The organism is Spirosoma lacussanchae (assembly GCF_005870035.1).
Taxonomy (GTDB): Bacteria; Bacteroidota; Bacteroidia; order Cytophagales; family Spirosomataceae; genus Spirosoma; species Spirosoma lacussanchae.
On sequence record NZ_SWJG01000004.1, the window covers coordinates 392,358 to 418,895 of the forward strand.

At 54.2% G+C, this 26,538-nt stretch carries 29 protein-coding genes; 17 read left to right on the forward strand and 12 right to left on the reverse strand.

All coding sequences use genetic code 11. The annotated features are described in order from the left end of the window. Positions 1-46: 46 nt before the first annotated feature. Positions 47-781, forward strand: coding sequence for an NUDIX hydrolase (locus tag FBR45_RS17535; RefSeq protein ID WP_138504634.1), 735 nt, complete (start codon positions 47-49; stop codon positions 779-781). Between the two features lie 7 nt (positions 782-788). Here the strand turns inward: FBR45_RS17535 and coaD are convergent, their stop codons facing one another. From coaD to FBR45_RS17555, 4 genes are all read right to left on the reverse strand, one after another. Next, positions 789-1,253, reverse strand: coding sequence for a pantetheine-phosphate adenylyltransferase (gene coaD / locus FBR45_RS17540; RefSeq protein ID WP_077922835.1), 465 nt, complete (start codon positions 1,251-1,253; stop codon positions 789-791). Positions 1,254-1,316: 63 nt separating this feature from the next. Then, the gene (locus FBR45_RS17545; RefSeq protein ID WP_246082287.1) at positions 1,317-2,207 is read right to left on the reverse strand and encodes a DUF3822 family protein; all 891 of its coding nucleotides are present in this window, start codon (positions 2,205-2,207) and stop codon (positions 1,317-1,319) included. Positions 2,208-2,285: 78 nt separating this feature from the next. Continuing rightward, complete coding sequence (locus FBR45_RS17550; protein WP_138504636.1) at positions 2,286-2,816, reverse strand: NUDIX domain-containing protein; 531 nt, start codon at positions 2,814-2,816, stop codon at positions 2,286-2,288. 143 nt (positions 2,817-2,959) lie between these two features. Then, positions 2,960-3,397, reverse strand: a complete 438-nt coding sequence (locus FBR45_RS17555; protein ID WP_077922832.1) for a CBS domain-containing protein — start codon at positions 3,395-3,397, stop codon at positions 2,960-2,962. Between the two features lie 58 nt (positions 3,398-3,455). On the opposite strand from FBR45_RS17555, the gene FBR45_RS17560 reads away from it, so the two are divergent. Next, a complete protein-coding gene (locus FBR45_RS17560) occupies positions 3,456-4,949 on the forward strand; it encodes an ATP-dependent DNA helicase (protein WP_138504638.1) in 1,494 nt (497 codons plus the stop codon). A gap of 98 nt (positions 4,950-5,047) precedes the next feature. Further along, complete coding sequence (locus FBR45_RS17565) at positions 5,048-5,626, forward strand: DUF4126 domain-containing protein (protein WP_138504640.1); 579 nt, start codon at positions 5,048-5,050, stop codon at positions 5,624-5,626. 83 nt (positions 5,627-5,709) lie between these two features. Here FBR45_RS17565 and htpG read toward each other — a convergent pair whose 3' ends face one another. Beyond that, on the reverse strand, positions 5,710-7,539 hold the full coding sequence (gene htpG / locus FBR45_RS17570) for a molecular chaperone HtpG (protein ID WP_138504642.1): 1,830 nt from the start codon (positions 7,537-7,539) through the stop codon (positions 5,710-5,712). 204 nt (positions 7,540-7,743) lie between these two features. Here htpG and FBR45_RS17575 point away from each other — a divergent pair, with 204 nt between their 5' ends. Continuing rightward, a complete protein-coding gene (locus tag FBR45_RS17575; protein WP_138504643.1) occupies positions 7,744-8,052 on the forward strand; it encodes a rhodanese-like domain-containing protein in 309 nt (102 codons plus the stop codon). 4 nt (positions 8,053-8,056) lie between these two features. On the opposite strand, the gene dapF is transcribed toward FBR45_RS17575, so the two are convergent. Next, positions 8,057-8,830: a diaminopimelate epimerase gene (dapF, locus tag FBR45_RS17580; protein ID WP_138504645.1), complete on the reverse strand. Its 774-nt coding sequence runs from the start codon at positions 8,828-8,830 to the stop codon at positions 8,057-8,059. Positions 8,831-8,899: 69 nt separating this feature from the next. After that, positions 8,900-9,274: a 50S ribosomal protein L19 gene (gene rplS / locus FBR45_RS17585; protein WP_138504647.1), complete on the reverse strand. Its 375-nt coding sequence runs from the start codon at positions 9,272-9,274 to the stop codon at positions 8,900-8,902. Positions 9,275-9,390: 116 nt separating this feature from the next. Here rplS and FBR45_RS17590 point away from each other — a divergent pair, with 116 nt between their 5' ends. Beyond that, positions 9,391-10,893 (forward strand): NAD(P)H-hydrate dehydratase, encoded by a 1,503-nt coding sequence (locus FBR45_RS17590; protein WP_138504649.1) that lies wholly within the window; start codon positions 9,391-9,393, stop codon positions 10,891-10,893. A 238-nt stretch (positions 10,894-11,131) separates the two neighbouring features. Further along, on the forward strand, positions 11,132-11,296 hold the full coding sequence (locus tag FBR45_RS26420; RefSeq protein ID WP_165358875.1) for a hypothetical protein: 165 nt from the start codon (positions 11,132-11,134) through the stop codon (positions 11,294-11,296). Between the two features lie 77 nt (positions 11,297-11,373). Here the strand turns inward: FBR45_RS26420 and feoB are convergent, their stop codons facing one another. From feoB to FBR45_RS17605, 3 genes are all read right to left on the reverse strand, one after another. Then, a complete protein-coding gene (gene feoB / locus FBR45_RS17595) occupies positions 11,374-13,491 on the reverse strand; it encodes a ferrous iron transport protein B (RefSeq protein WP_138504651.1) in 2,118 nt (705 codons plus the stop codon). A 76-nt stretch (positions 13,492-13,567) separates the two neighbouring features. Beyond that, on the reverse strand, positions 13,568-13,795 hold the full coding sequence (locus tag FBR45_RS17600) for a FeoA family protein (protein ID WP_077922823.1): 228 nt from the start codon (positions 13,793-13,795) through the stop codon (positions 13,568-13,570). A gap of 78 nt (positions 13,796-13,873) precedes the next feature. Beyond that, entirely contained in the window at positions 13,874-14,647 is a 774-nt protein-coding gene (locus FBR45_RS17605) for a sulfite exporter TauE/SafE family protein (RefSeq protein ID WP_246082288.1), read from the reverse strand. A gap of 121 nt (positions 14,648-14,768) precedes the next feature. Here FBR45_RS17605 and FBR45_RS17610 point away from each other — a divergent pair, with 121 nt between their 5' ends. The 7 genes from FBR45_RS17610 (at position 14,769) to FBR45_RS17640 (ending at position 21,322) form a co-directional block, all read left to right on the forward strand. Continuing rightward, a complete protein-coding gene (locus FBR45_RS17610; RefSeq protein ID WP_138504653.1) occupies positions 14,769-15,443 on the forward strand; it encodes a heme exporter protein CcmB in 675 nt (224 codons plus the stop codon). Between the two features lie 86 nt (positions 15,444-15,529). Further along, on the forward strand, positions 15,530-16,189 hold the full coding sequence (gene ccsA, locus FBR45_RS17615; protein WP_138504655.1) for a cytochrome c biogenesis protein CcsA: 660 nt from the start codon (positions 15,530-15,532) through the stop codon (positions 16,187-16,189). Positions 16,190-16,257: 68 nt separating this feature from the next. Further along, the gene (locus tag FBR45_RS17620) at positions 16,258-16,524 is read left to right on the forward strand and encodes a CcmD family protein (RefSeq protein WP_138504657.1); all 267 of its coding nucleotides are present in this window, start codon (positions 16,258-16,260) and stop codon (positions 16,522-16,524) included. 53 nt (positions 16,525-16,577) lie between these two features. Continuing rightward, the gene (locus FBR45_RS17625; RefSeq protein WP_138504659.1) at positions 16,578-17,015 is read left to right on the forward strand and encodes a cytochrome c maturation protein CcmE domain-containing protein; all 438 of its coding nucleotides are present in this window, start codon (positions 16,578-16,580) and stop codon (positions 17,013-17,015) included. Between the two features lie 65 nt (positions 17,016-17,080). Continuing rightward, positions 17,081-19,744: a cytochrome c biogenesis protein CcsA gene (gene ccsA / locus FBR45_RS17630; RefSeq protein ID WP_138504661.1), complete on the forward strand. Its 2,664-nt coding sequence runs from the start codon at positions 17,081-17,083 to the stop codon at positions 19,742-19,744. 1 nt (position 19,745) lies between these two features. Next, positions 19,746-19,979, forward strand: coding sequence for a hypothetical protein (locus FBR45_RS17635; protein ID WP_138504663.1), 234 nt, complete (start codon positions 19,746-19,748; stop codon positions 19,977-19,979). Between the two features lie 65 nt (positions 19,980-20,044). Then, positions 20,045-21,322 carry a hemolysin family protein gene (locus FBR45_RS17640; protein ID WP_138504665.1) on the forward strand — a complete coding sequence of 426 codons (1,278 nt, stop codon included), beginning with the start codon at positions 20,045-20,047 and terminating at the stop codon, positions 21,320-21,322. 5 nt (positions 21,323-21,327) lie between these two features. Here FBR45_RS17640 and FBR45_RS17645 read toward each other — a convergent pair whose 3' ends face one another. After that, the gene (locus FBR45_RS17645) at positions 21,328-23,262 is read right to left on the reverse strand and encodes a PAS domain-containing protein (RefSeq protein WP_138504667.1); all 1,935 of its coding nucleotides are present in this window, start codon (positions 23,260-23,262) and stop codon (positions 21,328-21,330) included. A gap of 187 nt (positions 23,263-23,449) precedes the next feature. On the opposite strand from FBR45_RS17645, the gene pyrE reads away from it, so the two are divergent. The 4 genes from pyrE to FBR45_RS17665 all read left to right on the forward strand — a co-directional run bounded on the left by pyrE (position 23,450) and on the right by FBR45_RS17665 (position 25,900). Then, on the forward strand, positions 23,450-24,088 hold the full coding sequence (pyrE, locus tag FBR45_RS17650; protein ID WP_138504669.1) for an orotate phosphoribosyltransferase: 639 nt from the start codon (positions 23,450-23,452) through the stop codon (positions 24,086-24,088). A 3-nt stretch (positions 24,089-24,091) separates the two neighbouring features. Beyond that, positions 24,092-24,490: an OsmC family protein gene (locus FBR45_RS17655; protein ID WP_077922814.1), complete on the forward strand. Its 399-nt coding sequence runs from the start codon at positions 24,092-24,094 to the stop codon at positions 24,488-24,490. A 75-nt stretch (positions 24,491-24,565) separates the two neighbouring features. After that, positions 24,566-25,000, forward strand: coding sequence for a (4Fe-4S)-binding protein (locus tag FBR45_RS17660; protein ID WP_138504795.1), 435 nt, complete (start codon positions 24,566-24,568; stop codon positions 24,998-25,000). Between the two features lie 93 nt (positions 25,001-25,093). Beyond that, positions 25,094-25,900: a response regulator transcription factor gene (locus tag FBR45_RS17665; protein WP_138504671.1), complete on the forward strand. Its 807-nt coding sequence runs from the start codon at positions 25,094-25,096 to the stop codon at positions 25,898-25,900. 32 nt (positions 25,901-25,932) lie between these two features. Here FBR45_RS17665 and FBR45_RS17670 read toward each other — a convergent pair whose 3' ends face one another. Further along, on the reverse strand, positions 25,933-26,421 hold the full coding sequence (locus FBR45_RS17670; protein ID WP_138504673.1) for a response regulator: 489 nt from the start codon (positions 26,419-26,421) through the stop codon (positions 25,933-25,935). Positions 26,422-26,538 lie beyond the last annotated feature (117 nt).

The following is a 26,538-nucleotide window of genomic DNA, read 5'->3' on the forward strand; positions in this document are numbered from 1 at the left end:
TCAGGCAGGCTTTTAGTACTTTTGAGGCCTTTATCGCCCCGCTCTGATGATTGTTTTTATCAACGACCGCCCCATCCGGCTGGTTGGCCCCAAAACTACCACCCAACTAACGGGTGCCAGGCCCGCTCGCCCGTCCGAATCTAACTCACTGTCTGACAACTCGTTCACCGATTTTGACCAAATCATCGACGCCCGGCTCGAGGTGCTGAAAGCGGATGCGCTGCATGGCCATCTGCTCGTACTCAATGCCACACCCGCTACCATTGATCGGTTGCTATCGTTGCTTCAAAAAGCCAATCCCAGCCGACTTTTGTCGATCACGCTAGGCTGTCTGAACAAAAGTGACTGCGAAGAAGCGATCAAAAAACCATTCAAAATCATCAAAGCAGCTGGTGGGGTTGTACTTAAAGACGGTAAACAGCTGCTGATGTTTCGCCGGGGCGTCTGGGATTTGCCCAAAGGCAAACTGGACGACGGTGAATCGTCGAGGCAGGGTGCGGCCCGTGAAGTAGAGGAAGAAACGGGGGTAGCGGTTCACGTTGGCGACCGGATCTGCACAACCTGGCATACCTATACATTGAATGGAAGCCGTATTCTCAAACGCACCAAATGGTACCGAATGAGCGTCGTTGACGATTCACACATGGCGCCACAGGAAGATGAGGGTATAGAGAAGCTCGCCTGGCTCGACTGGCGCGAAACCCAGCTGGCCCTGACCAACTCGTTTAGTTCGATCCGGTACGTAATTGAACAATTACAGGGCCTTACCGTTCGGAAGTAACACCTGCTTACGACGGCTGAACCAGCTTATAGGGCAGGAATTCGTCTACGTTCTGGCCGTAGCGGTGCAAATCCCGGATGATGCTCGAACTGATGGGTGCCAGATGCGGAGAGGTGATCAGAAACACGGTCTCTACTTCTTCGTAGACAAATCGGTTTACCTGAGAAATGCCGTTTTCGTATTCGAAATCGGTGGTATTGCGCAGGCCCCGAAGCAGGAAGCGGGCCCCCTCAGACCGGGCGACGCTGGCCGTCAGGTCTTCATAGCTGATGATACGCACAGCGGGTTCGTCAGAAAACGCTTCTTCAATCAGCTGAATCATTTGCTCCAGCGGGAAGTAGCGCTCCTTGCGTGCATTCCGGCCAATACCGATAATTATTTCATCAAATAACTTTAGCCCCCTCCGCACAATGTCTTCGTGGCCTTTGGTGAATGGATCGAATGAGCCGGGAAACAGAGCAGTACGCTTCATAACGAGCGAGTAAGAAGGATTAGCGGGCACTAACCAGAACGTGCTTATGTCCGCTAGTCCTTCTTACTCATTAAGTAAAGAAAGTCCGTATAAACTTAAATACCGATGTTCGGGAAGTTCGTCAAATTCAGCCGTCAGGGTCATCGGCTGCGGAGCCTGGCCAAACGTCAGATTGGGCAGGAACCGGCTGAGCGCGCTGTATGTGTCGGCAAAGGGGGTTATCTCCCCGTACAGGTTTATCTGTACCTCATCGGCCTTGATTTGCTGCTCATCCAGCACATATAGCACGTAATAGGTCAGATCACTGGCATTCTTATAGCCAAAACGGTTACAGTACCGAAGCTGCCTGTTTTGACGGTACATAATAGTTACAAATTCATCCTCGAAATACACCCATACCTGCTGGGATAGCAGCGAGTGGCGGGCCAGCGCGGCCGTGGCCTGTATCAGCGAACCCGTCTGATGAATAAAGGTCAGCGGCTGAAGCGGATACGTTTCTGCAAAGTAATCGGCTACCGGGTGCTCCAGATTGAAGACCGACAAAAACCCTTCCGCTTCGTGGAGGTGGGCCTGGGCAAATTCGTGGGCGGGTAAGGTACTCCCCCGCATCAGGGTAAGGTAGCTGCTGGCGTATTCCTTCCGGAACAGCGGCTGCGGCACAAACGTAAATGATGACGAATTTACACCCACCCGAATCTCCTGCCAGTTGCCGGCCGATAATACCGGGTGCCCACGGATAACATCAGGCAGCAGCTCTACCAGCGGCCGATCGGTCAGGAGCGACGGAAACGTGTAATCTTCGAGATAACAGACTTGCTGCAAAGCGTTCTGCACCAGAAACCGAAACCGATCGCGCCCCACTTCCAGACATAGCACGGATTGGGCTGTCTGGCTGGGGTCAAACGAATCAGAACGGATCGTTACGGTAGGTGCGGATGTCACAGCAATTTGCACGATTCAGAGAAAGGATAACGGTTTAGCAGAACGCTAAGTTTACAAAAAAATAGCACATTGGCGCGTCATTCCCCAAACTTAACGGATTGAACCTACCATTCGGTCCCGATTGGGCAGGTAGCCACGCAGGAGGAAAACATCGTCCATCGACTGGCAATACCGGAACAGATCGTGGACCTCTTCGGGCGGGTACCGCTTGATCTCGTCGAAGCTCATCATCCGAACGTCAGAAATAATCTGTTCATCGAGCCCCATTTCAGGGTCAATACCCTGCCGGATCGAACCGCCCGTTGCGCACACATCGAAAAAAAGCTCCATCGCATGCAGGGGCGGCAGCATAAACTCATTAACGAACAGTAGCTCCCCGACGCTAATCGACAACCCGGTTTCTTCGATAAACTCACGAGTCAGCGCATCGGGTGCGGTTTCGCCAAACTGAGCGCCCCCACCCGGTGGGCACCAGAACGTATCAGTGGGGCCGATACCCCGATGTCGTACCATCAGGAGCCGGTCGTCTTCCCGATAAAGACCGCAAACGCGCAGTCGCAGCCGGTTTCCGTATAACCTCAACACTTCCTGACGGGATGTATCCACCCCGGGTCGATCCATTACATGCGTCACAAGTCACAGCTAATTTTGGGACGCAAAGGTAGAAGAATTTAGGTTACCGTTTCTGGTTTATGGTAAGATACGTGGGGAGTTACGTCCAGATACGGGTAGTTCGGAGCCAAACCTGTAGTTAGCTGCCGGGTTTAGTAGGGACTGCCCGAAATATAACTTTCCAGTGAGTCGATCCGGGTTTTCTGGTCCCGAATGATGGCCGCTACCACGTCATTGATTGAGATAATACCCGTCAGCTCCCCCCCGCTCATGACGGGTAAGTGGCGAATATGCCGCTCAGACATGATCAGCATACACTCATCCAGTCGCTGGTCCGGCTCGATGGTGATGACATTAGGCGTCATGACATCAGCAACCGGCGTATCGTCGGAGTGACGCCCTTTCAGGATAACCTTACGGGCGTAATCCCGCTCGGAGAAAATACCCGTCAGCACACCTTCATCGATCACCAGCACCGCGCCGATATTTTTTTCGGCCATCAGTTTCAGGGCATCCAGCACGGATTGATGGGACGATACCGAGTAGAGAGCATTGACGGCCTTTCCTTGCAAAATCTGGCGTATTTTCATGACATAGAAGGGTTTAGTATGGGGGTGAAGTTAGCGAAATATTTCGTAAATTAGAACCATGAACGAAACCCATACGGCCGCCCAATTGCTGGCCAAACGTTTCCCTTACAAGCCCACATCCGGTCAGGAACAATTCTTCGAACAGATCGGCGCGTTCATCACCCACGAAGAGTTTGAACACTATCGCGACTGCTTCTTACTCAGGGGATACGCCGGTACCGGAAAGACAACCCTCGTTGGTACGCTCATCAAAGTGCTTCCCCGTTTTGGCTACAAATCAGTGCTGCTGGCCCCTACCGGCCGGGCCGCCAAGGTTATGTCGAGCTATGCCAAAAAGCCGGCCCAGACCATCCACCGCAAAATTTATCGGCAGGTGGCCGACCCGGCGTCGGGTACGCTGAGTTTTCAACGGCAAAAAAATTATCACGAAGACACTCTCTTTATCGTTGACGAGGCCTCCATGATCTCCGATGAAGCTGATTTTGGGGGTAAAGGCCTGCTAACCGACCTGATCGATTTTGTTTTCGAGAACCAGGGCAACAAACTGCTGCTCGTTGGCGACACGGCCCAGCTGCCACCCGTGGGTCGCGAGCTGAGCCCGGCGCTGGACCGGGGATTCCTGGCCGCTCAGTTCGACATGACCGTCTATGAACAGGAGCTGACAGAAGTTATGCGGCAGGACGAAGAGTCGGGTATTCTTTATAACGCCACCAACCTGCGCACCCTGCTCTCGGGGAATCTCAGCCCGGCGCCCAAAGCCGTTTCGTTCGAAACCCTGCTCGGCACGGATTCGGCCGAATCAGCCACCGATGCCCCTCCTATTCAGCTCAACGTGCGTTCATTCAGCGACATTTATAAAATGCCAGCCAACAAACTGGAAGATGGGATTCAGTATGCCTACAACAAATACGGCCGCGAAAACACGGTGATCCTATGCCGGTCTAACAAGACAGCGGTGCAGTATAATCAGTTTGTCAGGCGGATGATCGACCAGTGTGAAGAAGAACTCGACGCGGGCGATATGCTGATGATTGCCCGCAATAACTACACAACCCTGGAAGAGGACTCTCCGGCGGGCTTTCTGGCTAACGGCGAGTTTGCCGAAGTACTTAAAATCCGCAACCACGAAGAGATTCACGGCTTCCGGTTCGCCACCGTCACGATGCGGCTGGTCGACTATGAGGAGCAGCCCGATTTCGAAGCCAAAATCATACTGGATACGCTGCATTCGCCTACACCTTCGCTCTCGGCTGAGCAGCATAAAGCGCTGTATGAGAGTGTTCAGCGTGACTATTTCTACATCACCAGCAAGAAAGAGCGAACCGAAGCCATCCGGCGCGACCCGTACCTGAATGCCTTACAGGTTAAGTTTGCCTACGCCCTCACCTGCCATAAAGCCCAGGGCGGCCAGTGGAGCGCCGTATTCGTTGATCAGGGATACCTGCCAGACGGCCAGGTGAACCAGGAGTTTGTCCGCTGGCTATATACGGCACTCACCCGCGCCACGGATGAAGCGTTTCTGATCAACTTCAACCCGCAGTTCTTCGGCTAAACAACACCGGCGGTAGTTCGTTTTGATATACGGCCTATGCCTCCACTGAGGGCGGAAGCCCGAAACAAACAACCGTAAACCATTAAATTATCTGCCCTATGACCTACGACTGGATTGTAAGTGCCTGCGTCGGCCTTGGCCTGGCTGCCTGCTGCGGTTTCAGGGTCTTTGTACCAATGCTGATTGCCAGCGTGGCCACTAGGCTGGGCATTGTTGGTACGTTTGAGGGTTTTGAGTGGCTCAGCACCTGGCCCGCGCTGGCAGGCCTGACGGTAGCCACCATTGTTGAGGTGGGCGCTTACTACATTCCGTGGCTTGATAACCTGCTCGATGGCATCGCCACCCCGGCCTCCATCATTGCCGGTACGCTGCTCAGCACCTCATTTCTTCAGATTGACAATCCGATCCTGCACTGGGGACTGGGGTTGATGCTGGGCGGAGGGTCGGCCGGTATTATTCAGGCGGGCACAAGTTTGCTCCGGCTCGGTTCTACCACCACGACCGGCGGGGCCGCCAACCCGGTCGTTGCCACCGGCGAGAACATCGCTTCGTTTGTTCTGTCACTCCTGACTGTTCTGTTGCCACTGGTCGCCATTATTTTTGTTGTGCTGGTGCTTATTTATGTCATCAAGCGGATGACTACCCGGCGGAAAGTATGGTTCACCCGACGGGAGTAACTCCAACGAGAGTAGCCTCATACAAAAACGAGAGCCGGGACATCAGTTCCAGCTCTCGTTTGTCGTTCAGACCCTATGACAAATTATAGTGTCTCGACGGTACGTTTTACAAAGGCCGTCAGGTCAGCCCCGGTCAGCATATTCTGCGACAGCAGAGCCAGGTCATACACCTGCTTGGCCAGCGACTTCTGCGCGTCGGCATCGGTTTGGGCCAGCAGCTTGCCGATGAGCGGGTGGTTGGCATTCACGACCACATTATAACCCAACGGCATGTTTCCGTAGAACGACTGTTCGCCCGAGAGCGCCGACATATCTTTCATCCGACGCAGGAACTCCGGCAGGGTGATCGTTACGGGTAGCTCATCCGTTGGCTGCGCTTCTACACTAACCGTCAGCGTTTTGTTGTCGAGAACCTGCTCGAATACTTCTTTCACTTTTGTACGATCGTCTTCAGACAGCACGCTCTCATTACTAAGTCCTTTGTCGATGAGCTTATCGAGCGTGTCGGCGTCAACGCGTACGAAATGCACTTTCTCTAGCTTGTATTCGAGCGCGTTGATGAAGTGAGGATCGATCACATTATCCATCAGCAGCACATCGTATCCCCGCCGAACGGCCGAAGCCACATAAGCGTCCTGCTGCTTGCGGTCGCTGGTATAGAGCAACACCAGCGTATCGTTCTTATCGGTCTGGTTCGCCTGAATTTTCTCGCGATACTCGTCAGGCGTAGCGTACTGACCGTCGGTATTTTTGAGCAGAACGAAATTTTTCGCCTTCTCCCAGAACTTGTCGTCAGACAGAATACCGTACTTGATGAACAGTCCGATATCATCGAATTTTTCTTCGAAAGCCGTCCGATCAGCATTGAACAGGTCGTTCAGTTTGTCGGCCACTTTCCGGGTGATGTAGCCGTTGATTTTCTTCACGTTCGAGTCGGCCTGCAGGAAGGAGCGCGACACGTTCAGCGGAATATCGGGCGAGTCGATTACGCCGTGTAGCATCATCAGAAAATCGGGCACTACGTCTTTTACCTCGTCGGTAATAAATACCTGCCGGCTGTAGAGCTGGATTTTCTCCCGCTGGAACCGGAGTTCGTTTTTCACCCGCGGGAAGTACAGAATACCGGTCAGGTTGAACGGGTAGTCGACGTTGAGGTGAATCCAGAAGAGTGGCTCTTCGCTCATCGGGTACAGCTCCCGGTAGAACGACTTATAGTCTTCGTCGGTCAGGTCGGCAGGCGCTTTTGTCCAGATGGGTGCCGTATTGTTGATCGTCTGCCCATCGAATTCGATCGCTACCGGCAGGAATCGGGCGTATTTGTCGAGTATACCCCGCAGCCGGGTTTTGTCCAGAAACTCTTCGGAATCGGGCGCGATATGCAGCACCACATCAGTACCGCGTTCGGCCCGTTCGGCGGGGGTCAGTTCGAACTCGGTCGAGCCATCACATACCCAGCGGGCCGGTTCGGCGTTGTCGCGATACGATCGGGTAATGATCTCTACCTTTTCGGCTACCATGAAGGCCGAGTAGAAGCCCAGCCCGAAATGGCCGATAATCTGTCCTTTTTCGTCCGTCTTATCCTTGTATTTTTCCAGAAAGTCCGACGCGCCGGAGAATGCAATCTGGTTGATGTATTTCTTGATTTCATCGGCCGTCATGCCAATGCCATTGTCACTGATCGTAATCGTTTTGGCTTCTTCGTTGAGCGTAACGGTTACTTTCAATTCGCCCAGTTCGGCCCCAAATTCACCAAAGGAGGACAACTGACGAAGCTTTTGCGTGGCATCGACCGCGTTGGATACGAGTTCGCGCAGAAAGATTTCATGATCGGAATACAGGAATTTTTTGATGATGGGGAAGATATTCTCGGTATGGATCGAGATCTGCCCTTTTTCATTCTGTACGGCTTCCATAGACAGCTAATGGGTTGTTAATAGAATTGACTTGCTGATTGGGCGGGTGTCAAATCCTGTTCCAGAGCCTCGCTGCCTGCCACATTGACAGTTTTAATTTACCGCAAGGTGCGTTGCTGACGGCGCACGTTCAAAAAAAGCGAACTTCGATCAGACTCGTATCACACAGGCGAACAGCCAGTCCAATTCTGGTGTTATGTCGGCATGACAACCCCGGCTTATACCGACATCACCTTACCTGAACTTGACACCTTACGCCAGCAGGCTCGCACGGCGGTGATCGATGTTCGGGATGAGTGGGAGTTTGAGGAGTTCAACCTGGGCGGCATAAACGTGCCCCTGCCCGACATACGGGCGCGTCGGGATGAGCTGCTGGCCTACGATACGTTGATTCTGGTCTGTACCAACGGCATACGAAGTCGAATAGCGGCCAAAGATCTACAGCGACAACCTCTTTTCCAGTCAAAAATCATTTATCACCTGCACGGAGGCCTGATTGACGACGTAGACTGAACGGTTACAGGTCGATTTCTCCCGTAAATACCCGTTTGGCGGGACCAATCAGATAGATATTCTCGAAGCGCCCGCCGGACTGGGCCTCGAACGACACCCGCAGATTGCCGCCGATTGTCTGAATAGCCACCGGGCCCGGCATCTGCAGCTGCTGGTGGGCTACCAGCGCTACCGCCGTCACGCCCGTTCCACAGGAGTAGGTTTCGTCTTCGACGCCCCGCTCGTAGGTACGTACAAACAGGGTGTTATCAGTAAGGCGCTGGGCGAAGTTGGCGTTTGTTCCGCCCGGCTGGAATGCGTCGGCATACCGAACAGCACGCCCTTCGGCCAGCACATCGAATGACTCCAGCTCGTCGACAAACCGCACAACATGGGGTGAACCGGTATTGAGGAATGTCATCTGGGGCTGCTGGTCCAGCCCGTTCACATCGATCATCTTCAGAAACACCTCGTCATCGCGCACCTCGGCCACGTGTTCGCCGTCGACCGCCACGAAGCGCGTTTCAGATTCGAACAGACCCAGGTCATGCGCAAACCGGACAATACACCGACCGCCGTTACCGCACATGCTGCCTTCGGCCCCGTCGGCATTGAAGTACACCATCCGAAAATCGTACTCGGGGTCGTTTTGCAACAAAATAAGTCCATCGGCCCCGATACCGAACCGCCGGTGACATAACTGCTCGATCAGGGCCTGATCAGCGGCCGGGAACGTGCCGGCCCGGTCATCGATCAGGATGAAATCATTACCGGTGCCCTGGTATTTGTAAAACTGCATAGCGTTGGGAAGATACGAAAAAAGCCACCCTATTCAGGTAGCTTTTATGTAGGTAAGAAGCGCGTTGAATTAAGCGGCTACTTTCGCTTTAGGCTTGCGCTCTTTGACACGAGCTGCTTTACCCTGGCGACCACGCAGATAGAACAAGCGTGCACGACGCACTTTGCCCAGGCGGACCACCTCGATTTTGTCAATGTTAGGCGACAGGATCGGGAAGATCCGCTCTACACCTACGCCGTTTGATACTTTACGAACGGTGAACGTTTCGCCACCGCTGCTTGGGTTCCGGCGCTGAATGACCGTTCCCGTAAATACCTGAATACGCTCCTTATTTCCTTCGCGGATTTTGACGTGTACGTTCACCGTATCGCCTGCCCGGAACGTGGGCAACTCGGCGCGACGCTGCGCGTTGTCTGCCTCCACTAATTTGATTAACTCGCTCATGACCGTATATAAATCGCCAGATAACTATTTGCGAAATGAGCCGCAAAGATAGTAATCTTTTAGCGCTTAGAAAATACTTTTGCGAAATTACCCAACGTCTTCTGACACCAAGCTTCATGAAAATACTGAATGTCGACCAGATTCGCGCGCTCGATCAGGCAACCATCCAACATGAACCCATTGCACCCATCAATCTCATGGAACGGGCTGCCCTGGCTTTCGTCGACTGGTTTGTCGATCGCTTTCCGGCTACCACCCCGCTAAAGATCTTTTGTGGCCTGGGTAATAACGGAGGTGATGGTCTGGCCATTGCCCGCCTGCTGCTGGAACGCGACTATCCGCTCGAGGTATTTGTCGTGCGCTACGCCCCCCGCGAGTCAGATGATTTCATGCATAATCACAGACGGCTCAAACTGGTAACAGATAACATTCGGTACGTAGAGCTTTCGCACGATATACCGCCCATGCCCCACAACGAGGTCATTATCGATGCGATCCTGGGGTCAGGCCTCTCACGACCTGCCGAAGGCATCGTGAAAAGTGCCATCGAAGCGATTAACCGCAGCCCGGCCACGGTGGTATCGGTCGACATAGCCAGTGGGTTGTATACGGATCAGCCCAATGCGCCCGAAGACGTGATCGTTGAGCCCGACTATACCGTCGCGTTTCAGCTGCCCAAACTGGCCTTCCTCCTACCCGGCAACGCCCGGTATACCGGCGACTGGCAGACGGTCGACATTCAGCTGCACAAACGCTTCATCGATAAAGCGCCTACTCCCTATTACTACACCCGCCCCGAAGAAGCCCGTCTATTATTACACAAGCGCGACCGCTATGCCCACAAAGGTAATTTTGGGCATGCGCTGCTGCTGGCCGGCAGCTACGGAAAAATAGGGGCAGCTGTATTGGCCGCCCGGGCCTGCCTGCGATCGGGCGTAGGTCTTTTAACGGTCCAGGTGCCTGGTTGCGGGTATCCGGTATTGCAGATGGCCGTACCGGAGGCTATGTGTCGCCCGGATACGCACGAGCACGTGTTGAGCGGCACCACAGACGTCGAGACGACCAGCCCGGCCGACTTCACAACCGTAGGGATAGGTCCTGGCATTGGCAAGGCTCCCGAAACCCTTGCGATGCTGAAAGCGCTGCTGCCGACCCTTACCAAACCGATGGTCATTGACGCCGATGCACTCAACCTACTGGGCGAAAATCGGGAACTCCTCGACCAACTCCCTGCCGGTAGTATTCTGACTCCGCACCCAAAAGAGTTTGAGCGACTGACCGCGTTCTGGCAGAACGATTACGAAAAGCTGGATCGACTCCGTGAGTTTGCCCGCAAGTATCGGATTGTTGTTGTGCTGAAGGGCGCCCATACCGCCGTGGCTACACCCGAAGGAGATATTCATTTCAACGCCACGGGCAACCCCGGCCTGAGTACGGGCGGCACCGGCGACGTACTGACGGGGGTGTTAACCGCCCTGCTGGCTCAACGATACGATCCGGTAGAAGCCGCTGTGCTGGGCGTATATGCCCATGGCCTGGCGGGCGATCAGGTTGCCGGACAGCGTGGTCAAATCGGGATGACCGCTACCGATGTGGTAGATGCCCTCCGGTGGGCCTGACGTGTAGAAATATGACAACTTAAGTGTAGAAATCACACCACACTATTTACAAAATAGATTATAAAGACAACACTTATTTATCGACATACTCCTTCAAAAGGTATATACTGACTTAGAACTATGTGGTGTTAATCAAGTATTATACGTATTCTATAAATTAAGGGTTTTCGCGCTGTTTTGCTGACGTGAGCGGTCTCAAATTTGTACCGGTATTTTAGCCTCATACCGCACACATACCATGAAACATGCAGCGCAGCGAGATTGGCGAATGAGTCGCCCCTCGCGAAAATCCCGGGTATCGGTCGATCAGACAACGGCTTTAGGCGGGCTCACCATTGCCTTACTAACGTACATTGTGTATCATTTTATTTATCCGCTCATCTCCAAGGGCCTGCTTTGGTAGGCGCTGGCGGACTCAGTATAGCTTGATGGTATAGCCCGGTACGTTTTCGTTACCGGGCTTTTTTGTGGCTTCAGGCCTTAGGCCATACACTGATAGGTGACGAACGCGGCCAGGTAGGCCAGAACCATCATATAAGCCAGTTGTACGGCTGGCCAGGTCCAGGATTTTGTTTCGCGCTGAGTGGCCGCCAGTGTACTCATACACATCATGGCGAATACGTAGAATACCAGTAGCGACCAGGCCAGCGCCGGTGTATACATAGGCCCACCCGTCAGCAGATTGCGCTCCTGTCGAAGCCGTTCCCGAACGGTGACACCTGCCTCATCGCCCCCATCACCAATGCTGTAGATGGTAGCCATAGTGCCCACAAATACCTCCCGGGCCGCAAACGAACTCAGTAGGGCAATACCTATTTTCCAGTCGTAGCCCAACGGGCGGATGGCAGGTTCGATCAGGTGTCCAAAATGACCGGCATACGACGCTTCGAGCCGCTCCGACGCCAGCTTGTTCTGCAGCTCATCGGCTGGTGCGTTGGCCAGTTCCCGCTTAACCCGGGTTTCAGCCTCCTGCATGGCGTTGCCAGGTCCATAGCTGGCCAGCACCCACAGCACAATCGATATGGCCAGAATAACCCGACCCGCTTCCCAGACAAAGGCACGCACACTCTCCCAGACCGACAGCCCCACGTGGTTCCAGCGCGGTAGTTTAAACGTGGGCAGTTCCATAATGAAAAAGCCCCGCTCTTTGGTACGCAGCATCAGCTTCAGCACGTAGGCAGCCAGTAACGCACTGACGAGCCCCATCAGGTACAAAAACATAAGCGCGAGCCCCTGTAGGTTGAACACGCCCAGCACGCGCTGGTTAGGCACAACCAGGGCGATCAGAATGGTATAAATGGGCAGCCGGGCCGAACAACTCATCAGGGGAGTTACCAGGATGGTGATGAGCCGGTCGCGACGGGTACCAATGCTCCGGGTCGCCATAATGGCCGGTACCGCGCAGGCTACGCCGGAAATAAGGGGAACGACGCTGCGGCCGTTGAGGCCGAATTTGCGCATGATCCGGTCCATGATGACCATCACCCTCGACATATATCCCGACTCTTCGAGCAGCGCAATCAGCAGAAAGAGAAAGGCAATCTGCGGAATGAACACCAGGATGCCGCCGATACCCGCCAGGATTCCATCAGTGAGCAGATCGGTCAGTGGACCGGCCGGCAGACTTTCTTTGAGCTGGCCGTTAAGCCAGGCAACCCCCGAGTCAATGGCATCCATGAACGGTTGTGCCCAGGCAAAGATGGCCTGAAAGATGAGCAGTAGTATAAACGCAAAGATGGCGTAGCCCCAAACCGGGTGCAGCAATACCCGGTCCAGCTTCTGACTCCAGGTAGGTTCGCCAATTGGCCGATGATCGGTTACGGATTCGGCAACGACGGTTGCGATGCGCTTGTAGCGGGTAATGGTCTCGTTTGCCTGGAATGCCGTTTCGTTGAATTCGTACCGGTCAATGATGGCATCCAGCGCCAGCTGTTGTACCCGATTCAGAAATGAAAACCCATCATGCTGAATGATGTACTGCAGCGCGAGGTAATTGTTCTGAAGCGCGTATTGAGTTCGGGTGTCGGCAATGAGGTCAGCCACTTCATCGCCCGGATCGAAAAACAGTTTACCCGGCAGGGTCGTATTCTCCAGCTGCCCCAGCACCGCCTTTTTGATCTGATCGATCCCTTCGCCGGTACGGGCGTTGATGCGCACGACGGGTACGCCCAGGCGCATGGCCAGCCGTACGCTGTTTACATCTTTACCCTGGCTCTTGGCTACGTCGAGCATGTTCAGCGCCAGCACCGTCGGCACGCCCAGATCGGCGACCTGGGTAAACAGCAGCAGGTTCCGGTGCAGGTTTGATGCGTCGACCACCACAACCGCTACATCCGGATAATCAGGATGAGCCGGATTGGCCAGAATGTCCGTAACAAGCTGCTCGTCCAGCGATTTGGGGTATATAGAATAGACACCCGGCAGGTCAACTACAGCAGCCGTAGTCTGGGTATCGATGGGCCAGGTGCCGGACTTCTTATCGACCGTCACACCGGGAAAATTCCCGGTCTTCTGACGAAGGCCGGTCAGTTGGTTGAAGAGCGATGATTTACCCGCATTCGGGTTGCCTATAAGGGCAATTGTAAGGGAGGCATCCAATGTACAGTACGGTTTACGGTTTATCGTTTACGGCCCTACCCGCTTAACAGCAGGCAACCGTACCAACCGTAAACCGTTAATTTTCGATCAAGATAGTGGCGGCCTCTGACCGACGCATCGACAGGCAATAGCCCGATACGTTCAGACAGATCGGGTCGCCCAGAGGTGCCTTGCAGTGCAGACATACCTCAGCGCCCGGCAGGCAGCCCATTTCGAGCAGTTTCAGCGACATCACTGCATCATTGAACGACTGGATGGTGGCCCGTTCGCCTATTTTCAGATCGGCTACGCTTCGCTTGCTCATGGTGTCAGTGCCGTTAATCTTTATTTAGATTCAGTTTAATTAACGCAAGATTACAACCTAAAGTTTGTTGTTGCAAATTCATGAGCGCAAATCCCAGCCAAATCGAATAATCATGACGGCAATAACCAGTAAAAAAAAGAGCCGAATAAACTGATTTCCTTTCAATATAGCCAGCCGGGCTCCCAGAAAAGCGCCGGATAAATTAGCTACCGCCATGGGCAACGCCAGGGTATACAGGATGCTGCCTTTCTGAACAAAAAGACTCACGCTGGCCAGGTTGGTAGCCGCATTGACCAGCTTGGCGTGGGCACTGGCCCGCAAAAAATCAAATCCGATCAGGCCTATAAAGCCCAGTACCAGAAAACTACCCGTGCCAGGTCCGAAGAAACCATCGTAGAATCCGATAACGGCGCCCATTGCCCACATCCGGATACGCTGTTGCTGGGCCGATATGGTTTGCTGGGGCATCTGCCCAAACTCTTTTTTCAGCAGCGTGTACAGGAAAACGGCGATCAGGATAACCAGTGCTACCGGCTTCATGAACTGGTTAGGCATGCGGGTCAGTGTCCAGGAGCCAAGCCAGGACGCCCCGAACGCAATGGCCATCATAGGTCCAATGAACCGCCCGGCCACGACAACCCGGCGGCTGTATTGAAAGGCGCCCATCAAACTACCCGCCAGCGACGGCAACTTGGTTGTTCCGATCAGGACCGGAACGGGGTATTGCGGCAGGGTAACTAACAGGGCGGGCGTCTGGATAAGTCCCCCTCCTCCGATGATGGCATCGACAAAACCTGCCAGAAACGAAAACGCACAGAGCGTTGCAATCGTGTACAGTTGTTCGGGATTCACGCAATCAGCAAAAGCATAAGACAGGCAAGTTGGGGCCGAAAGTCGTCTTCTCAAAACCAATCGGCTAAAACGGAAACAATTCAGGTTTGCGCCGTAAATTTGCCGAATTGATTGAGCAAGTATGACAGAGTCGGTACGGCAGTTGGGCGCTTTGATGCGTAAAGAGTTCCTCCTCGAATGGCGGCAACGATATGCACTCAATGGCATGTTGCTCTACATAGTCGGGGCCGTTTTTGTCTGCTACCTGAGTTTTAACGCCCGGCGCGGTCAGCTCACGCCGATTGTCTGGAACACGTTGTTCTGGATTATTCAGTTGTTTACAGCCATTAATGCCATTGCCAAAAGCTTTGTTCAGGAACGGGCCGGTCGGCAGCTCTACTACTACACCCTGGCCAGCCCACAGCAGATAATTCTGGCAAAAATCGGGTACAATACGGCACTGATGGGTGTGCTGGCGGTGTTAGGCTTTTGTACGTATGCGTTCGTGCTGGGTAGCCCCATTGCCGACATCCCCCTTTACCTGCTCACGCTGGCACTGGGAGCCATTGGGTTTTCGGCTTCGCTGACGTTGGTATCGGGCATTGCCAGCAAAGCCGAGAATCCGGCAACCCTGATGGCGGTGCTCAGTTTCCCAATTATTTTGCCCTTACTCCTATTGCTGCTGAAAGTCTCGAAAAATGCCATGGACGGACTCGACCGCAGTGTGAGCTGGAGCGAAGTCGGTACTGTTCTGGCCATTGATGCCATCGTGCTGACGCTCTCCTGGCTGCTGTTTCCGTTTCTATGGCGAAGCTAGTGCTGTTTACGGTTTTCAGATCCGGCTTTGGGGCTGAACAGACCAAACCCGAACGAAGAAAGCCCTAGACTGAAAACCAAAAAACTATGAAAAAAAATTGGTGGAAAGGCCTTTCCGTCCTGATTCTGACCTACGTTATTCTGCGGGGACTACTCGGTGTAGTTCCCCGACAGCCGATCCTGAACGAAAGTATCCGGAATGTTTACTTCCATGTACCGCTCTGGTTCGGCATGATCATCATGCTGCTGACATCGGCCGTTTATTCGATCCGCTACCTGCGCAATGGTCGTTTCGACGATGATGGCGTAGCGGTCGAGTTTGCCAACACGGCTATTCTGTTCGGTTTTCTGGGTTGCCTGACCGGTGCGCTCTGGGCCAATTTTACCTGGGGCGAACCCTGGCCCAATGATCCGAAGCTGAACAGTGTGGCGGTTGGCATGCTGATGTACCTGGCCTACCTGATTCTACGGGGTTCGTTCGACGACGAACAGCGTCGGGCCCGTATTTCGGCCGTCTACAACATCTTTGCCTTTGCCGTGTTTGTGCCGCTGATCTTCATCGTACCGCGCCTGACCGACTCGCTGCACCCCGGCAACGGCGGTAACCCGGCTTTCGGCAAATATGACATGGATAGCCAGATGCGAATGGTGTTTTACCCGGCGGTGATCGGGTTCACCCTGCTGGGCGTCTGGATTACGGAACTGCGCGTTCGCCTGCGTCGGGTTAAAGCTGCTCTGGAGGAATAAATCCTGACGCTCACACCCGAATGATTTGGTGTATTTTTGCGTTAATTTTACATCTGTCGACAAATTCTATGCGATTACTGACTCTGTCCAAACTTCCGCTGGCAGCCCTGCTCTTACTCAGTCAACTCAGTATGGCCCAACAACCTGGCACCGACGGGGTTGAGATGGCCGACCAACTCCGGGCCGACGGCAAAATATGGGTTGTAGTAGCCGTTATTGCGGCTGTATTTGCCGGCATCATCGTGTACCTGATTCGGCTCGACCGGCAGGTGAGCCAGCTTGAAAGAGATGTTAGGGGAGCCGCCATAAAAAAATCAGACGTTCCCCTGTCCTGAACAGGTACCCCAGATTATCCGTAGCCGTACAACACGAATTCACACAGTAGACCATGAAACTCTCCCACATTTTTGGTATTGTAGTCATTGCGCTGGCCATCGGCATTATCGTTGCCACCGCCGGCGATGCCAGTTCATATGTCACCTTCAAGCAGGCCACTGAACTCGCTCAGGACGGCGATGACAAGCTGATTCACGTAGTCGGTAAAGTAAAGAAGAATGAGCAGGGAAAGATTGTCGATATGCTGTACGATCCGGCTATTGATCCTAATCACTTCGAGTTCACGCTGGTCGACAACGATAATCAGGCTCAGAAAGTAGTCTATAACAGTCCTAAGCCACAGGACTTCGATCGTTCAGAGCAGATCGTGGTGATTGGCGCCATGCAGGGCGATCATTTTCAGTGCAACAAGATTTTACTCAAGTGCCCCTCCAAATATCAGGATGGTAAACTGGAGACCACCGAACACGAAGCCACAGCCAAATTATAATGTAAGCGCAGGCCTGGCTGAGAAAAGCTTTTCTCAGCCAGGCCTGCGCCACTCGCCCATTACCCATGATACATACCACAGTCGGACAACTTGGCCACTTCTTTGTTATCCTGTCGTTTGTAACGGCATTGGTAGCAACAGTAGCTTATTTCATATCGGCGCTGGGCCGTCGTGCGGTGGCACAGCCCGTCGTTGTTGAAGAACCTCAGCTAGCCTATGCGGGCAGTGCCTCGTTTGGTGGCAAAACCAGCCGACGAGCCGTATCGAACAAGGCCACCGCAAGCCCGGAAGCCGCCCCACGCGACGACTGGCGGAGACTGGCCCGGTGGGCGTTCTACATCCACGGCCTCGCGGTAACGGGGGTGGGGGTTTGTCTGTACTGGATTATCAACAATCACTATTTCGAGTACCATTACGCCTGGAGTCACTCGTCGCGGGCGCTGCCGCTCCAGTACGTGATCTCTTGTTTCTGGGAAGGCCAGGAAGGATCATTCCTGCTCTGGCTGTTCTGGAACGCCCTGCTGGGGGCTATGCTGATCAGAACCAGCGGCAAAACCTGGGAAGCGCCGGTGATGACCATCTTTGCACTGGTACAGGCGTTTCTGGCTTCGATGATCCTCGGCGTCGTGTTTGGCGATACATTTAAAATCGGCTCATCGCCCTTTCTGCTGCTGACCGAAGCCATGCCCGACGCGCCGATTTTTACGGCGGACCCCACTTTTGTGCCCAAAGACGGTAACGGACTGAATCCCCTGCTTCAGAACTACTGGATGGTGATTCACCCGCCAACCCTCTTCCTTGGCTTTGCCTTTACGCTGATTCCTTTCGCCTATTGCATTGCGGGTTTGTGGCGCAACGAGCCCTATAACTGGATTCGTCCCGCTCAGCCCTGGACGCTGCTGGGCGCGGGTATCCTGGGTATTGGGATTATGATGGGTGGTTACTGGGCCTACGAAACCCTGAACTTTGGTGGCTATTGGAACTGGGACCCCGTCGAAAACGCCGTTTATGTACCCTGGCTGGTGATGGTAGCGGCCCTGCACGCCATGCTGATTGCCAAGCGCTCCTCGACCGGACTCAAGACAGCTATCATTCTCTCGATTACGACCTTCCTGCTCATCCTGTATTCTACGTTCCTGACCCGGAGCGGTATACTGGGCAATGCGTCGGTGCACTCGTTCACGGATCTGGGCCTGTCAGGGCAACTCCTGCTATACCTGATGGCGTTCGTAGTGCTGGCTATAGTACTGGCGGTGGTAAAGTGGAAACACATTCCGAGCGACGAGAAAGAAGCCTCGGTGTATACCAAAGAATTCTGGTTGTTCATCGGTGCCACGGTGCTCTGCCTGTCAGCATTTCAGGTGATCGCGACCACGTCGATTCCGGTCTATAACAAGATTATGGAGTCGTTCGGCAAGGTATCGAACCTGGCCCTGCCTGCCGATCAGATTGCTCACTACAACAAATTCCAGGTCTGGTTCTTCGTCGTGATCGCGCTGCTGACGGGGGTTGGCCAGTATCTCTGGTGGCGAAAAGTAGAAAATAAGAAATGGGATGCGCTGATCACCCCTGCTATCCTGACGCTGCTCATCAGCGCTGGTCTGATCGCGTTCGGCTCAATCAAAAATCCGGTGTATATGGCGCTGCTGGTAGCCTCGGTCTTCGCACTGATGACCAACGGCACCGTATTGCTGGGCGTAGTCCGGGGTAATTACCGGCTGTCGGGTGGTGCCATAGCCCACATCGGTATGGCGCTCATGCTGATCGGGATTCTGTACTCGGCCGGCTTCTCCAAGGTAATTTCGCTGAACACCTCGGGGCTGCTGATCTCGAAACAGGATGTGTTCACGAAGAACGATAACAAAGAAAACAAGGAAAACACGCTGCTCTGGCTCAATCAGCCCGAGCGCATGGGTCCCTACCAGCTGACCTACCGCGGCCAGTATATTGAGGCCCGCGACGTGCCCGGTTATATCCCACGGCGGGATGTGACGGTTATTGAGGGTGACTTCCGGGGTATTGCCCAGCGCGACATCGAGCAGAACGGGAAAGTGTATTACAAGCGGGGTGACACGCTGGCCCTTTACCCGGAAAACACCTACTACCAGGTTGAATACCGGGAGCCAAACGGTAAAGTATTCAGCCTGTACCCACGCGCGCAGGTAAACGAACGGATGGGGCTGCTGGCCTCGCCGGACACCCGCCATGAAGCCGACCGCGATATCTATACCTACGTAAACTCGGTACCGGACCCAACGGCCGATAATAAGTGGGAAAAAACAGAAACCTACAGCGTAGCCATCAAAGACACATTCTTTCTGAATGACTACGTGGCTATACTGGACGACGTTGTCCGGACGACCGAGGTAGAAGGAATGGATATCGGCCCCAACGACGCGGCTGTACGGGCGCGGGTGCGGGTGCTGAGCAAGAACGGGGAGCAGATCCTGAGCCCCGCGTTCATCATCAAAGACCGTATGGTTGGCCGTCGGGCCGAAACCAGCGACGAGCTGGGCGTACGGATTCAGCTGAACGAGATCGATCCGCGGACGGGTAAGTTTACCTTCGCCGTCAATCGCACCCAGCGCGATTATATTGTGATGAAAGCCTTCGAAAAACCGCTGATCAACGTACTTTGGATCGGTACGCTGGTTGTGGTACTGGGTTTCCTGATCTCTACGATTCGGCGTTATCGGGAGGCCGGAAAAATGCAGCGTAAGGTGGCCTGATATGAAGCTTAAACTCTCTGAGATTCTTATTTTAGCAGCCGGAGCTGGCTTCCTCATTATCTGGATTGCCGAGTATATGCGCACGTCGTTTGCCGAAAGCTACTGGTTGCTGATGCTTTTTCTGGGCTGTCTGCTCGCCTTTCAGTTTACCAAGAACCGCCGGCTCGAACGGGAGAAAGCGGTCTCCCCTACCATCAAACAGATGGTAGAAACCCGAAAAAAGAAGAAGAAATAGGCTTCTGTTTGTTGTGTTTGGGCAACTCTGCCCGATCTATTACGACGCACAGAGAACAGATCACCATGGAATCGTACGCACTGCTTTTTGGCGCCTTGCTGGCGCTTGTGCTGGCTGGCTTTTTTTCGGCCGTCGAAATGGCCTATGTATCCGTAAATCGGCTCTATTTTGAGCTGCACAGCAAGCAGGGACCACTCGGCGAGAAACTGGTATCAGGCTTCCTTAAAAATCCTATACTTTTTGTCGGCACCACCCTGACGGGTAACACGCTGTTTCTGGTGCTCTACGCGGTCCTGGGGGTTACATTTCTGAATCCCCTGCTGATGGCGTTGCTTCCCGACGCCTACGACAATGCGTTTCTGCTCATTGCACTCGAAACGCTGCTGCTGACGATTGTCTTTTTACCCCTTGCCGATTACCTGCCCAAGAGCCTGGCCCTCATTCATCCCGACCGTTTTCTGGAGTGGCTGGCGGTGCCGCTCTGGATCATCTATCAGGCAATCGCGCCGATTGTCCGCGTGCTGGTCGGCCTGGCGCGGTTCTTTATCCGGTACGTCTTCCGCAAACGGAATCCAGAAATCCGCCCGGTCTTCGGACTGACGGACCTGAACCATTATCTACAACAGCTGAATCAGAAAGCGGATACCCCCGAAGATGTGGAAGTCGACACCCGGATCTTCAACAACGCCATTGAATTTCGGGACGTGCGCGTTCGCGATTGCCTCGTGCCCCGAACCGAGATCACGGCTGTGGCAGTCGATGACTCGGTCGATGATCTCCGCCAGGCATTTCAGGAAAGTGGCCACTCCAAAATCGTTGTCTATCGCGATACCATCGATGATGTGATTGGCTACTGCCATGCACTGGCGCTGTTCCGTAAGCCAGCTACTGTCGAAGAAATTATTACCCCGATCATTACCGTTCCCGAAACCATGCCGGCGCAGGATCTGCTGCTTCGGTTTTTGTCGGAGCGGAAAAGCCTGGCGCTGGTCGTTGATGAATTCGGTGGCACAGCCGGTATCGTCAGTGTAGAAGACATGGTGGAGCAGATCTTCGGCGAGATCCAGGATGAGTACGACACCAACGAAGACTGGACAGAACGGCAGCTCGACGAAACCACCTGGCTGCTGAGTGCCCGCCATGAGATTGACGACCTGAACGAGAAGTACGGCTGGTCCATTCCGGAAGGCGATTACGACACCCTCGGCGGCCTGATTCTGGCAACTAATGAGGATTTGCCCCACGTTGGGGATGTCATCCGGTACGCGCCCTTCTCCTTCACCATCATCTCGATGGATGGCACCCGGATCGATACGGTAAAGGTGCAGCTGAACGACGAGTAAGGTCGTTACCCCTGGAGAGGTGGCGGCTGTTGCTGCTGAGGCAGATAAATCCGGAAGGTAGCTCCTTCGCCCGGCTTGCCAAGCGCCGTGATGCCCCCCCGGTGGTTTTCGACCACCCGCTTGCAGATGGCTAAGCCTACGCCCGTGCCCTCATACGTATGTCGGGCATGCAGTCGCTGGAACACCTGAAAAATACGGTCAGCATAGCGCTCCTCGAAACCGATGCCGTTGTCGCTAAAGCTGATCTCATAGTAAGTCAGCTCCGGATCGAGGCCCTCCGGTAGCTGCGGCCCCGAAACGGTTTGATGGTCCATATGCACTACCAGTTGCCGATCGGCCGACCTGAATTTCAGCGCGTTGGTCAACAGGTTGTCGAACAGCTGCCGAAGCTGCGAACGATCGCCCCAGACCGTGGGGAGGCTGTCTACCTGCAAACGGGCGTTGTGCTGGTCCAGCTGCTGCTGTAACTCCTGCCCAAGATCAGCCATAACCTCAGTCAGTGACACTGGCTGAAATACGTCCCGATGGGTGCTGATGCGGGAGTAGGCCAGCACATCCTTGATCAGGATCGACATCCGACGAGCCGCCGACTGCATTCGGCCAATCATTTCATGACCTTCTTCGGACAGGGCCCCGCCAAACTTCAGCTGGAGCATATCGCTGAAAGCCAGAATTTTGCGCAGAGGCTCCTGCAGGTCGTGACTGGCCACGTGGGCAAACTGCCGGAGGTTGTCGTTGGCATGACGCAGGTCGCGATTTGTCTGCTCCATTTTTTGTAGATTTCCTTTGCTACCGGTAATATCGACCAGGGTCAGCACGATACCATCGCCCCATTTGCGGGCCGAAAGTTCATACCAGCCCTGCCAGCCACCCTCCCGAAACTCCTGCTCGAACTGCACGCCTTCACCGGACATGACTACCTCAACAAATCGGTCGAAGAGACCCATCTGCCGCATATCCGGGAAGAACTCCAGCATCGTATGCCCAAGAATGTCTTCGTCTGACCGGTTCATGTTCCGGCGGTTGGCTTCGTTATGTGCCACGTACCGAAAATCGACAACCGCTCCGCTCATGACGTCGCGAACCGCGCTGAAGGCAATGATCGCGTTCGATGAACTGTCGAGCACCGAACGCAGCAGATCGGTCTGCTGCTGCGTAGCCAGTTCGGCTTTCTTCAGGGCTGTAACGTCGACAAAGGTGGCAATGACTCCGTCGTTGAAAGGACGGATGCGGATGTTGTACCAGCCGGTGTAGGTGCCGACCGTTATGGGAATTCCGTCGATTTTAGCAGGTTCACCCGTTTGAGCGACCTGGATATGCCAGCCCAGTACGCCATTGGTACGCGCTTCGGGCCAGGCTACTGAATACCGCTGCCCGATCAGATCTCTACGCCGACGCTGGGTGATTCGTTCAGCGTCGGGATTAAGGTGAGTAAACCGGAAATCAATAACCTGACCACACTCATTCCGCACCGACTGCATGACAGCAATCCCAGTTTGAGTATGGTCCAGAATCGCCTGCAACAGTTCGGTTTCCTGTTGCCGGGCCTGCTCGGCCTCTTTAAGCGCCGTAATGTCAGACCAGGAGCCCAGCACGCCATCATCGAAGCGGGCCAGCGATTGCGCCATCCAGATATCGGGGCCCGCAAAATGATGAATAACATAGGTCGGTAATCCGGTGTCAACGACCTGCCTGTAGGTGTCGAAAATACCACTCCGAAAGCAATCGGGGTCGAGGGTAACCATGGACACCGAAAGCATCGTAGCCCGCGGAATGCCGGTCATTGCCGACGCCCGGTCGTTGCATCTGATAACCTGAAAGTCGGTGATCAAGCCGGCCTCGTTCCGAATGGCCTGACACAGCACGATAGCGTCGAGCGACGTCTCCATCACGCGTTCCAGTAGTGGATCGGGTGGTAGGTTGTGGGCCACGTTCGTCATAGCTGATTGAAGAGAGGAAGGCAAAAGAGCCGCTTAAGGTAACAAGATAGTCTGATGGATACCCTGTTTTTTGATGTACTAATTCATCAGTTACAAATAATTTTATTTATGGGCCAGGCTGTCGAAAAAATGAAAGAAGAACACGGGTCATTTCTTACTTTTGACCGAGTTATTTTTCTGTAATCCTGTGACAACAACAACCATTTCTCAAACCGTTGCCCGTCAGTTACTCACCGTACAGGCCGTTCGGTTGCAGCCCGACGCCCCGTTTAGATGGAGTTCAGGCTGGTTATCACCCATTTACTGCGACAACCGGGTAACGCTGGCATATCCCGAGGTTCGGACCTACCTCAAGCAGGCCCTGGCCGATGCCATCCGTCAGCAGTTCCCCACCGCTGAAGCCATTGCAGGTGTGGCTACGGCGGGCATCCCGCAGGGCGCCCTGGTAGCCGATGCGCTCGACCTCCCCTATTGCTACGTTCGGCCCGAACCCAAAGCCCATGGAATGGGAAAACAGATAGAAGGACGGCTGGAGGCCGGTCAGCGGGTCGTTGTCATTGAAGATCTGATCTCTACCGGCGGCAGCTCACTCAAGGTAGTTGATGCCCTCCGGGCAAACGGGGCCGACGTGCTGGGTATGGCAGCCATCTTTACCTACGGATTTCCGGTAGCCGATCAGAACTTCCGGGATCGGAACGTATCGCTGGTGTGCCTGAGTACCTACGACGCGCTCCTTGCCGAAGCCCAGGCAATGAACTACATCACAGCCGATGCCATGACCTCGCTGGCAGCCTGGCGCCAAAATCCGGCCGAGTGGGGTCTGTAAGCTATGGCAACGATCACCGCCCGCATTGAGCGAACGCCTTACGAGACGCACCTATCGACCGGGTCGCAGGTTATTATTGTTGACGAGCCTGCCGATGTGGGCGGGCAAGACCGGGGTATGCGGCCGGGCGAACTGCTGGCCGGTTCGCTGGCCTCCTGCACCGTCATTACGCTACGAATGTATGCGGATCGGAAAGGCTGGCCCCTCGATACCATTGTAGCTCACGTGACTTATACCTTCGACCCCGAAACAAGCCGTTCATTGTTTGCTACCAAACTGGTCTTAACCGGTAACCTGGATGACAGCCAGCGGGCCCGGCTTCTGGAAATGGCAGACCGCTGCCCCATTCACCGGACACTCGACAACCCGGTCGATTTTGACACCACGCTGGTCGAGCCCTAGCTTACGATAGGAATGGCGTATGGGACCGTAGTGTTTCCGGCAAACTGTTTATATTTGACAACCCCTTCTGGTACCATGAACGACGCGCCCGACATCACCAAGACCTACACCAACGGCGACATTACCATCGTCTGGAAGCCGAGTGTCTGTATTCACTCGAAGCTATGCTGGACCCAGTTGATCGAGGTTTTCAACCCACGCGCCCGGCCCTGGGTAACCATGGACGGAGCCCCTACAGCCCGTATTGCCGAACAGGTAGACCGGTGCCCGTCAAAAGCGCTTAGCTATTTCAAAAACGAGGAAGCCATCCAGCCTGACCAGATCGAGGCTGAAAGCGTTGTGGAACCACTCCCGAATGGACCCTTACTGGTGTACGGTAACCTGCGCGTCAAAGATGCCAGCGGACACGAAACCCAGAAAAATAAGGTGACCGCCTTCTGCCGCTGTGGTGCCAGCAGCAACAAACCGTACTGCGACGGTTCGCACGTTAAGGCTGGTTTCGTCGGGTAATCAGACAGGTAAGACCGACAAAGTGAATACCGGGCTCTGCCAGCCGTTTAGCCAGGCAGAGCCCGTTCCTTAAGGACCCAAAACAACGATTACGTGCAGCTTATTGATCAACTTACAGGCCAGACATCGCAGATTGCTTACTTCTCGGGAGCCAGCAATTATACCTGGCTTCAACTACGTAACGGCGACCGGCAGTTGCTGGCCAAGCCGTTGACCTACTTTGAGCAACGGCTACCGGGCTTCGTGCGTATCCACAAAACGGCCCTTATCAACCCGATGTACGTGAGTCAGGTATTTCCGCCCCTGCGCGCCAAGATGGCGGGTGCGGTGCTGATGGAAGACGGCATCAAACTGCCCGTAAGCCGCCGACGGTGGGAGCAGGTTTTACTGGAACTTCATCCCATCCGGTCTTCATCAGTAGCGGCCGATGAATCCAATGGACAGACCGAGTCAAACACGACAACACCGGCTGTTTCTGCCGCCTGCCTGGTGCTGGCTATCACGTCTGTCGATGGCCTGTCGATTATTCGTCAATGTATGGACGGTCTGGGGCTGACCTGTCCGCTCCACCATCTCGAACGTGGCGTAGAACTGGCGTCGGCCCTACAACTAGCCCCGCCCGAAGAGCAACCCACACTGATAATTCTTGATGCCCGAGCGAACAAGGCAGACCGGGTGCTTACCCTGAGCAGCTTGAAGCGACATAAACGCCTGCGTGCCATACCCGTCATCTGGCTGGCCGCCCGCGATGCCGATACAACACAGGCCTACGAGCTGGACGCCAACTCGGTGATTGTTGTCTCCGATGACGCTTCGTTTACCCGAGCCATCGAGCAGGTGTGCCAGTACTGGCTCATGATCGTACAGCTCCCGCCGTCGGTTGCCGTCCTGAGCCAGTAGCGCCTGAGTGGCATAATGTATCAGGATTTTAATTAGAGAAGGGATATCTCAGTTCTGGGCAGCGTAGCCGTCTCCCACCAGAACAGGCGTAACTGATTAAAGTAGCGGGACCACTCTTCGGCCGTTGCCGGCTTGATCAGATACGACGCACAACCCCGTTGGTAGGCTTCCGCCACGTCGGTCGGACTGTTTGAGTGACTCAGCAGCACAACGGGAACTTTTGCCATACCAGCGGGCATAGATTTGATCTTGTCCAGAAGCCGCCAGCCGGTTTGTCGCTCTGGCATGTATAAATCGAGCAGGATTAACTTGGGCAGTTCCCACTCTGCTTCGCAGCACTGTTCGAGATAGTGCATGGCTTCGGATTCGTTGGCTGCTAACGTGGCTTTCACTTGGGGTAGACATTGTCCGACAACCCGGTTGATAATCATCCCATGATCCGGATTATCTTCTATAAGCAATAGCTTCGCGTTCTTATAATTCTTTTGTATAATAGTATCTCCAGGCTGACGGGTACTCATGCGGTTTTGTAAGATGGTTCGTTTACAAATATATAGTCTATAGTTTATATATATATATATTATAAGCCAGCGTTTAGCTATTGAACAGATCCCTTATAAACAAAGTCCCGGCGACCT

What these genes read in the sequence shown, in the direction of transcription:
- htpG (WP_138504642.1), bottom strand. Translation starts at nt 7,539, where the DNA reads ATGGAAGCCGTACAGAATGAAAAAGGGCAGATCTCGATCCATACCGAG.
- FBR45_RS17640 (WP_138504665.1), top strand. Translation starts at nt 20,045, where the DNA reads ATGGAATCGTACGCACTGCTTTTTGGCGCCTTGCTGGCGCTTGTGCTG.
- dapF (WP_138504645.1), bottom strand. Translation starts at nt 8,830, where the DNA reads ATGCAGTTTTACAAATACCAGGGCACCGGTAATGATTTCATCCTGATC.
- rplS (WP_138504647.1), bottom strand. Translation starts at nt 9,274, where the DNA reads ATGAGCGAGTTAATCAAATTAGTGGAGGCAGACAACGCGCAGCGTCGC.
- FBR45_RS17555 (WP_077922832.1), bottom strand. Translation starts at nt 3,397, where the DNA reads ATGAAAATACGCCAGATTTTGCAAGGAAAGGCCGTCAATGCTCTCTAC.
- FBR45_RS17600 (WP_077922823.1), bottom strand. Translation starts at nt 13,795, where the DNA reads ATGAGCAAGCGAAGCGTAGCCGATCTGAAAATAGGCGAACGGGCCACC.
- FBR45_RS26420 (WP_165358875.1), top strand. Translation starts at nt 11,132, where the DNA reads ATGAAACATGCAGCGCAGCGAGATTGGCGAATGAGTCGCCCCTCGCGA.
- coaD (WP_077922835.1), bottom strand. Translation starts at nt 1,253, where the DNA reads ATGAAGCGTACTGCTCTGTTTCCCGGCTCATTCGATCCATTCACCAAA.
- FBR45_RS17565 (WP_138504640.1), top strand. Translation starts at nt 5,048, where the DNA reads ATGACCTACGACTGGATTGTAAGTGCCTGCGTCGGCCTTGGCCTGGCT.
- FBR45_RS17590 (WP_138504649.1), top strand. Translation starts at nt 9,391, where the DNA reads ATGAAAATACTGAATGTCGACCAGATTCGCGCGCTCGATCAGGCAACC.
- FBR45_RS17655 (WP_077922814.1), top strand. Translation starts at nt 24,092, where the DNA reads ATGGCAACGATCACCGCCCGCATTGAGCGAACGCCTTACGAGACGCAC.
- ccsA (WP_138504655.1), top strand. Translation starts at nt 15,530, where the DNA reads ATGAAAAAAAATTGGTGGAAAGGCCTTTCCGTCCTGATTCTGACCTAC.
- FBR45_RS17660 (WP_138504795.1), top strand. Translation starts at nt 24,566, where the DNA reads ATGAACGACGCGCCCGACATCACCAAGACCTACACCAACGGCGACATT.
- FBR45_RS17550 (WP_138504636.1), bottom strand. Translation starts at nt 2,816, where the DNA reads ATGGATCGACCCGGGGTGGATACATCCCGTCAGGAAGTGTTGAGGTTA.
- FBR45_RS17560 (WP_138504638.1), top strand. Translation starts at nt 3,456, where the DNA reads ATGAACGAAACCCATACGGCCGCCCAATTGCTGGCCAAACGTTTCCCT.
- FBR45_RS17575 (WP_138504643.1), top strand. Translation starts at nt 7,744, where the DNA reads ATGACAACCCCGGCTTATACCGACATCACCTTACCTGAACTTGACACC.
- FBR45_RS17635 (WP_138504663.1), top strand. Translation starts at nt 19,746, where the DNA reads ATGAAGCTTAAACTCTCTGAGATTCTTATTTTAGCAGCCGGAGCTGGC.
- ccsA (WP_138504661.1), top strand. Translation starts at nt 17,081, where the DNA reads ATGATACATACCACAGTCGGACAACTTGGCCACTTCTTTGTTATCCTG.
- FBR45_RS17670 (WP_138504673.1), bottom strand. Translation starts at nt 26,421, where the DNA reads ATGAGTACCCGTCAGCCTGGAGATACTATTATACAAAAGAATTATAAG.
- FBR45_RS17535 (WP_138504634.1), top strand. Translation starts at nt 47, where the DNA reads ATGATTGTTTTTATCAACGACCGCCCCATCCGGCTGGTTGGCCCCAAA.
- FBR45_RS17620 (WP_138504657.1), top strand. Translation starts at nt 16,258, where the DNA reads ATGCGATTACTGACTCTGTCCAAACTTCCGCTGGCAGCCCTGCTCTTA.
- FBR45_RS17645 (WP_138504667.1), bottom strand. Translation starts at nt 23,262, where the DNA reads ATGACGAACGTGGCCCACAACCTACCACCCGATCCACTACTGGAACGC.
- FBR45_RS17610 (WP_138504653.1), top strand. Translation starts at nt 14,769, where the DNA reads ATGACAGAGTCGGTACGGCAGTTGGGCGCTTTGATGCGTAAAGAGTTC.
- FBR45_RS17625 (WP_138504659.1), top strand. Translation starts at nt 16,578, where the DNA reads ATGAAACTCTCCCACATTTTTGGTATTGTAGTCATTGCGCTGGCCATC.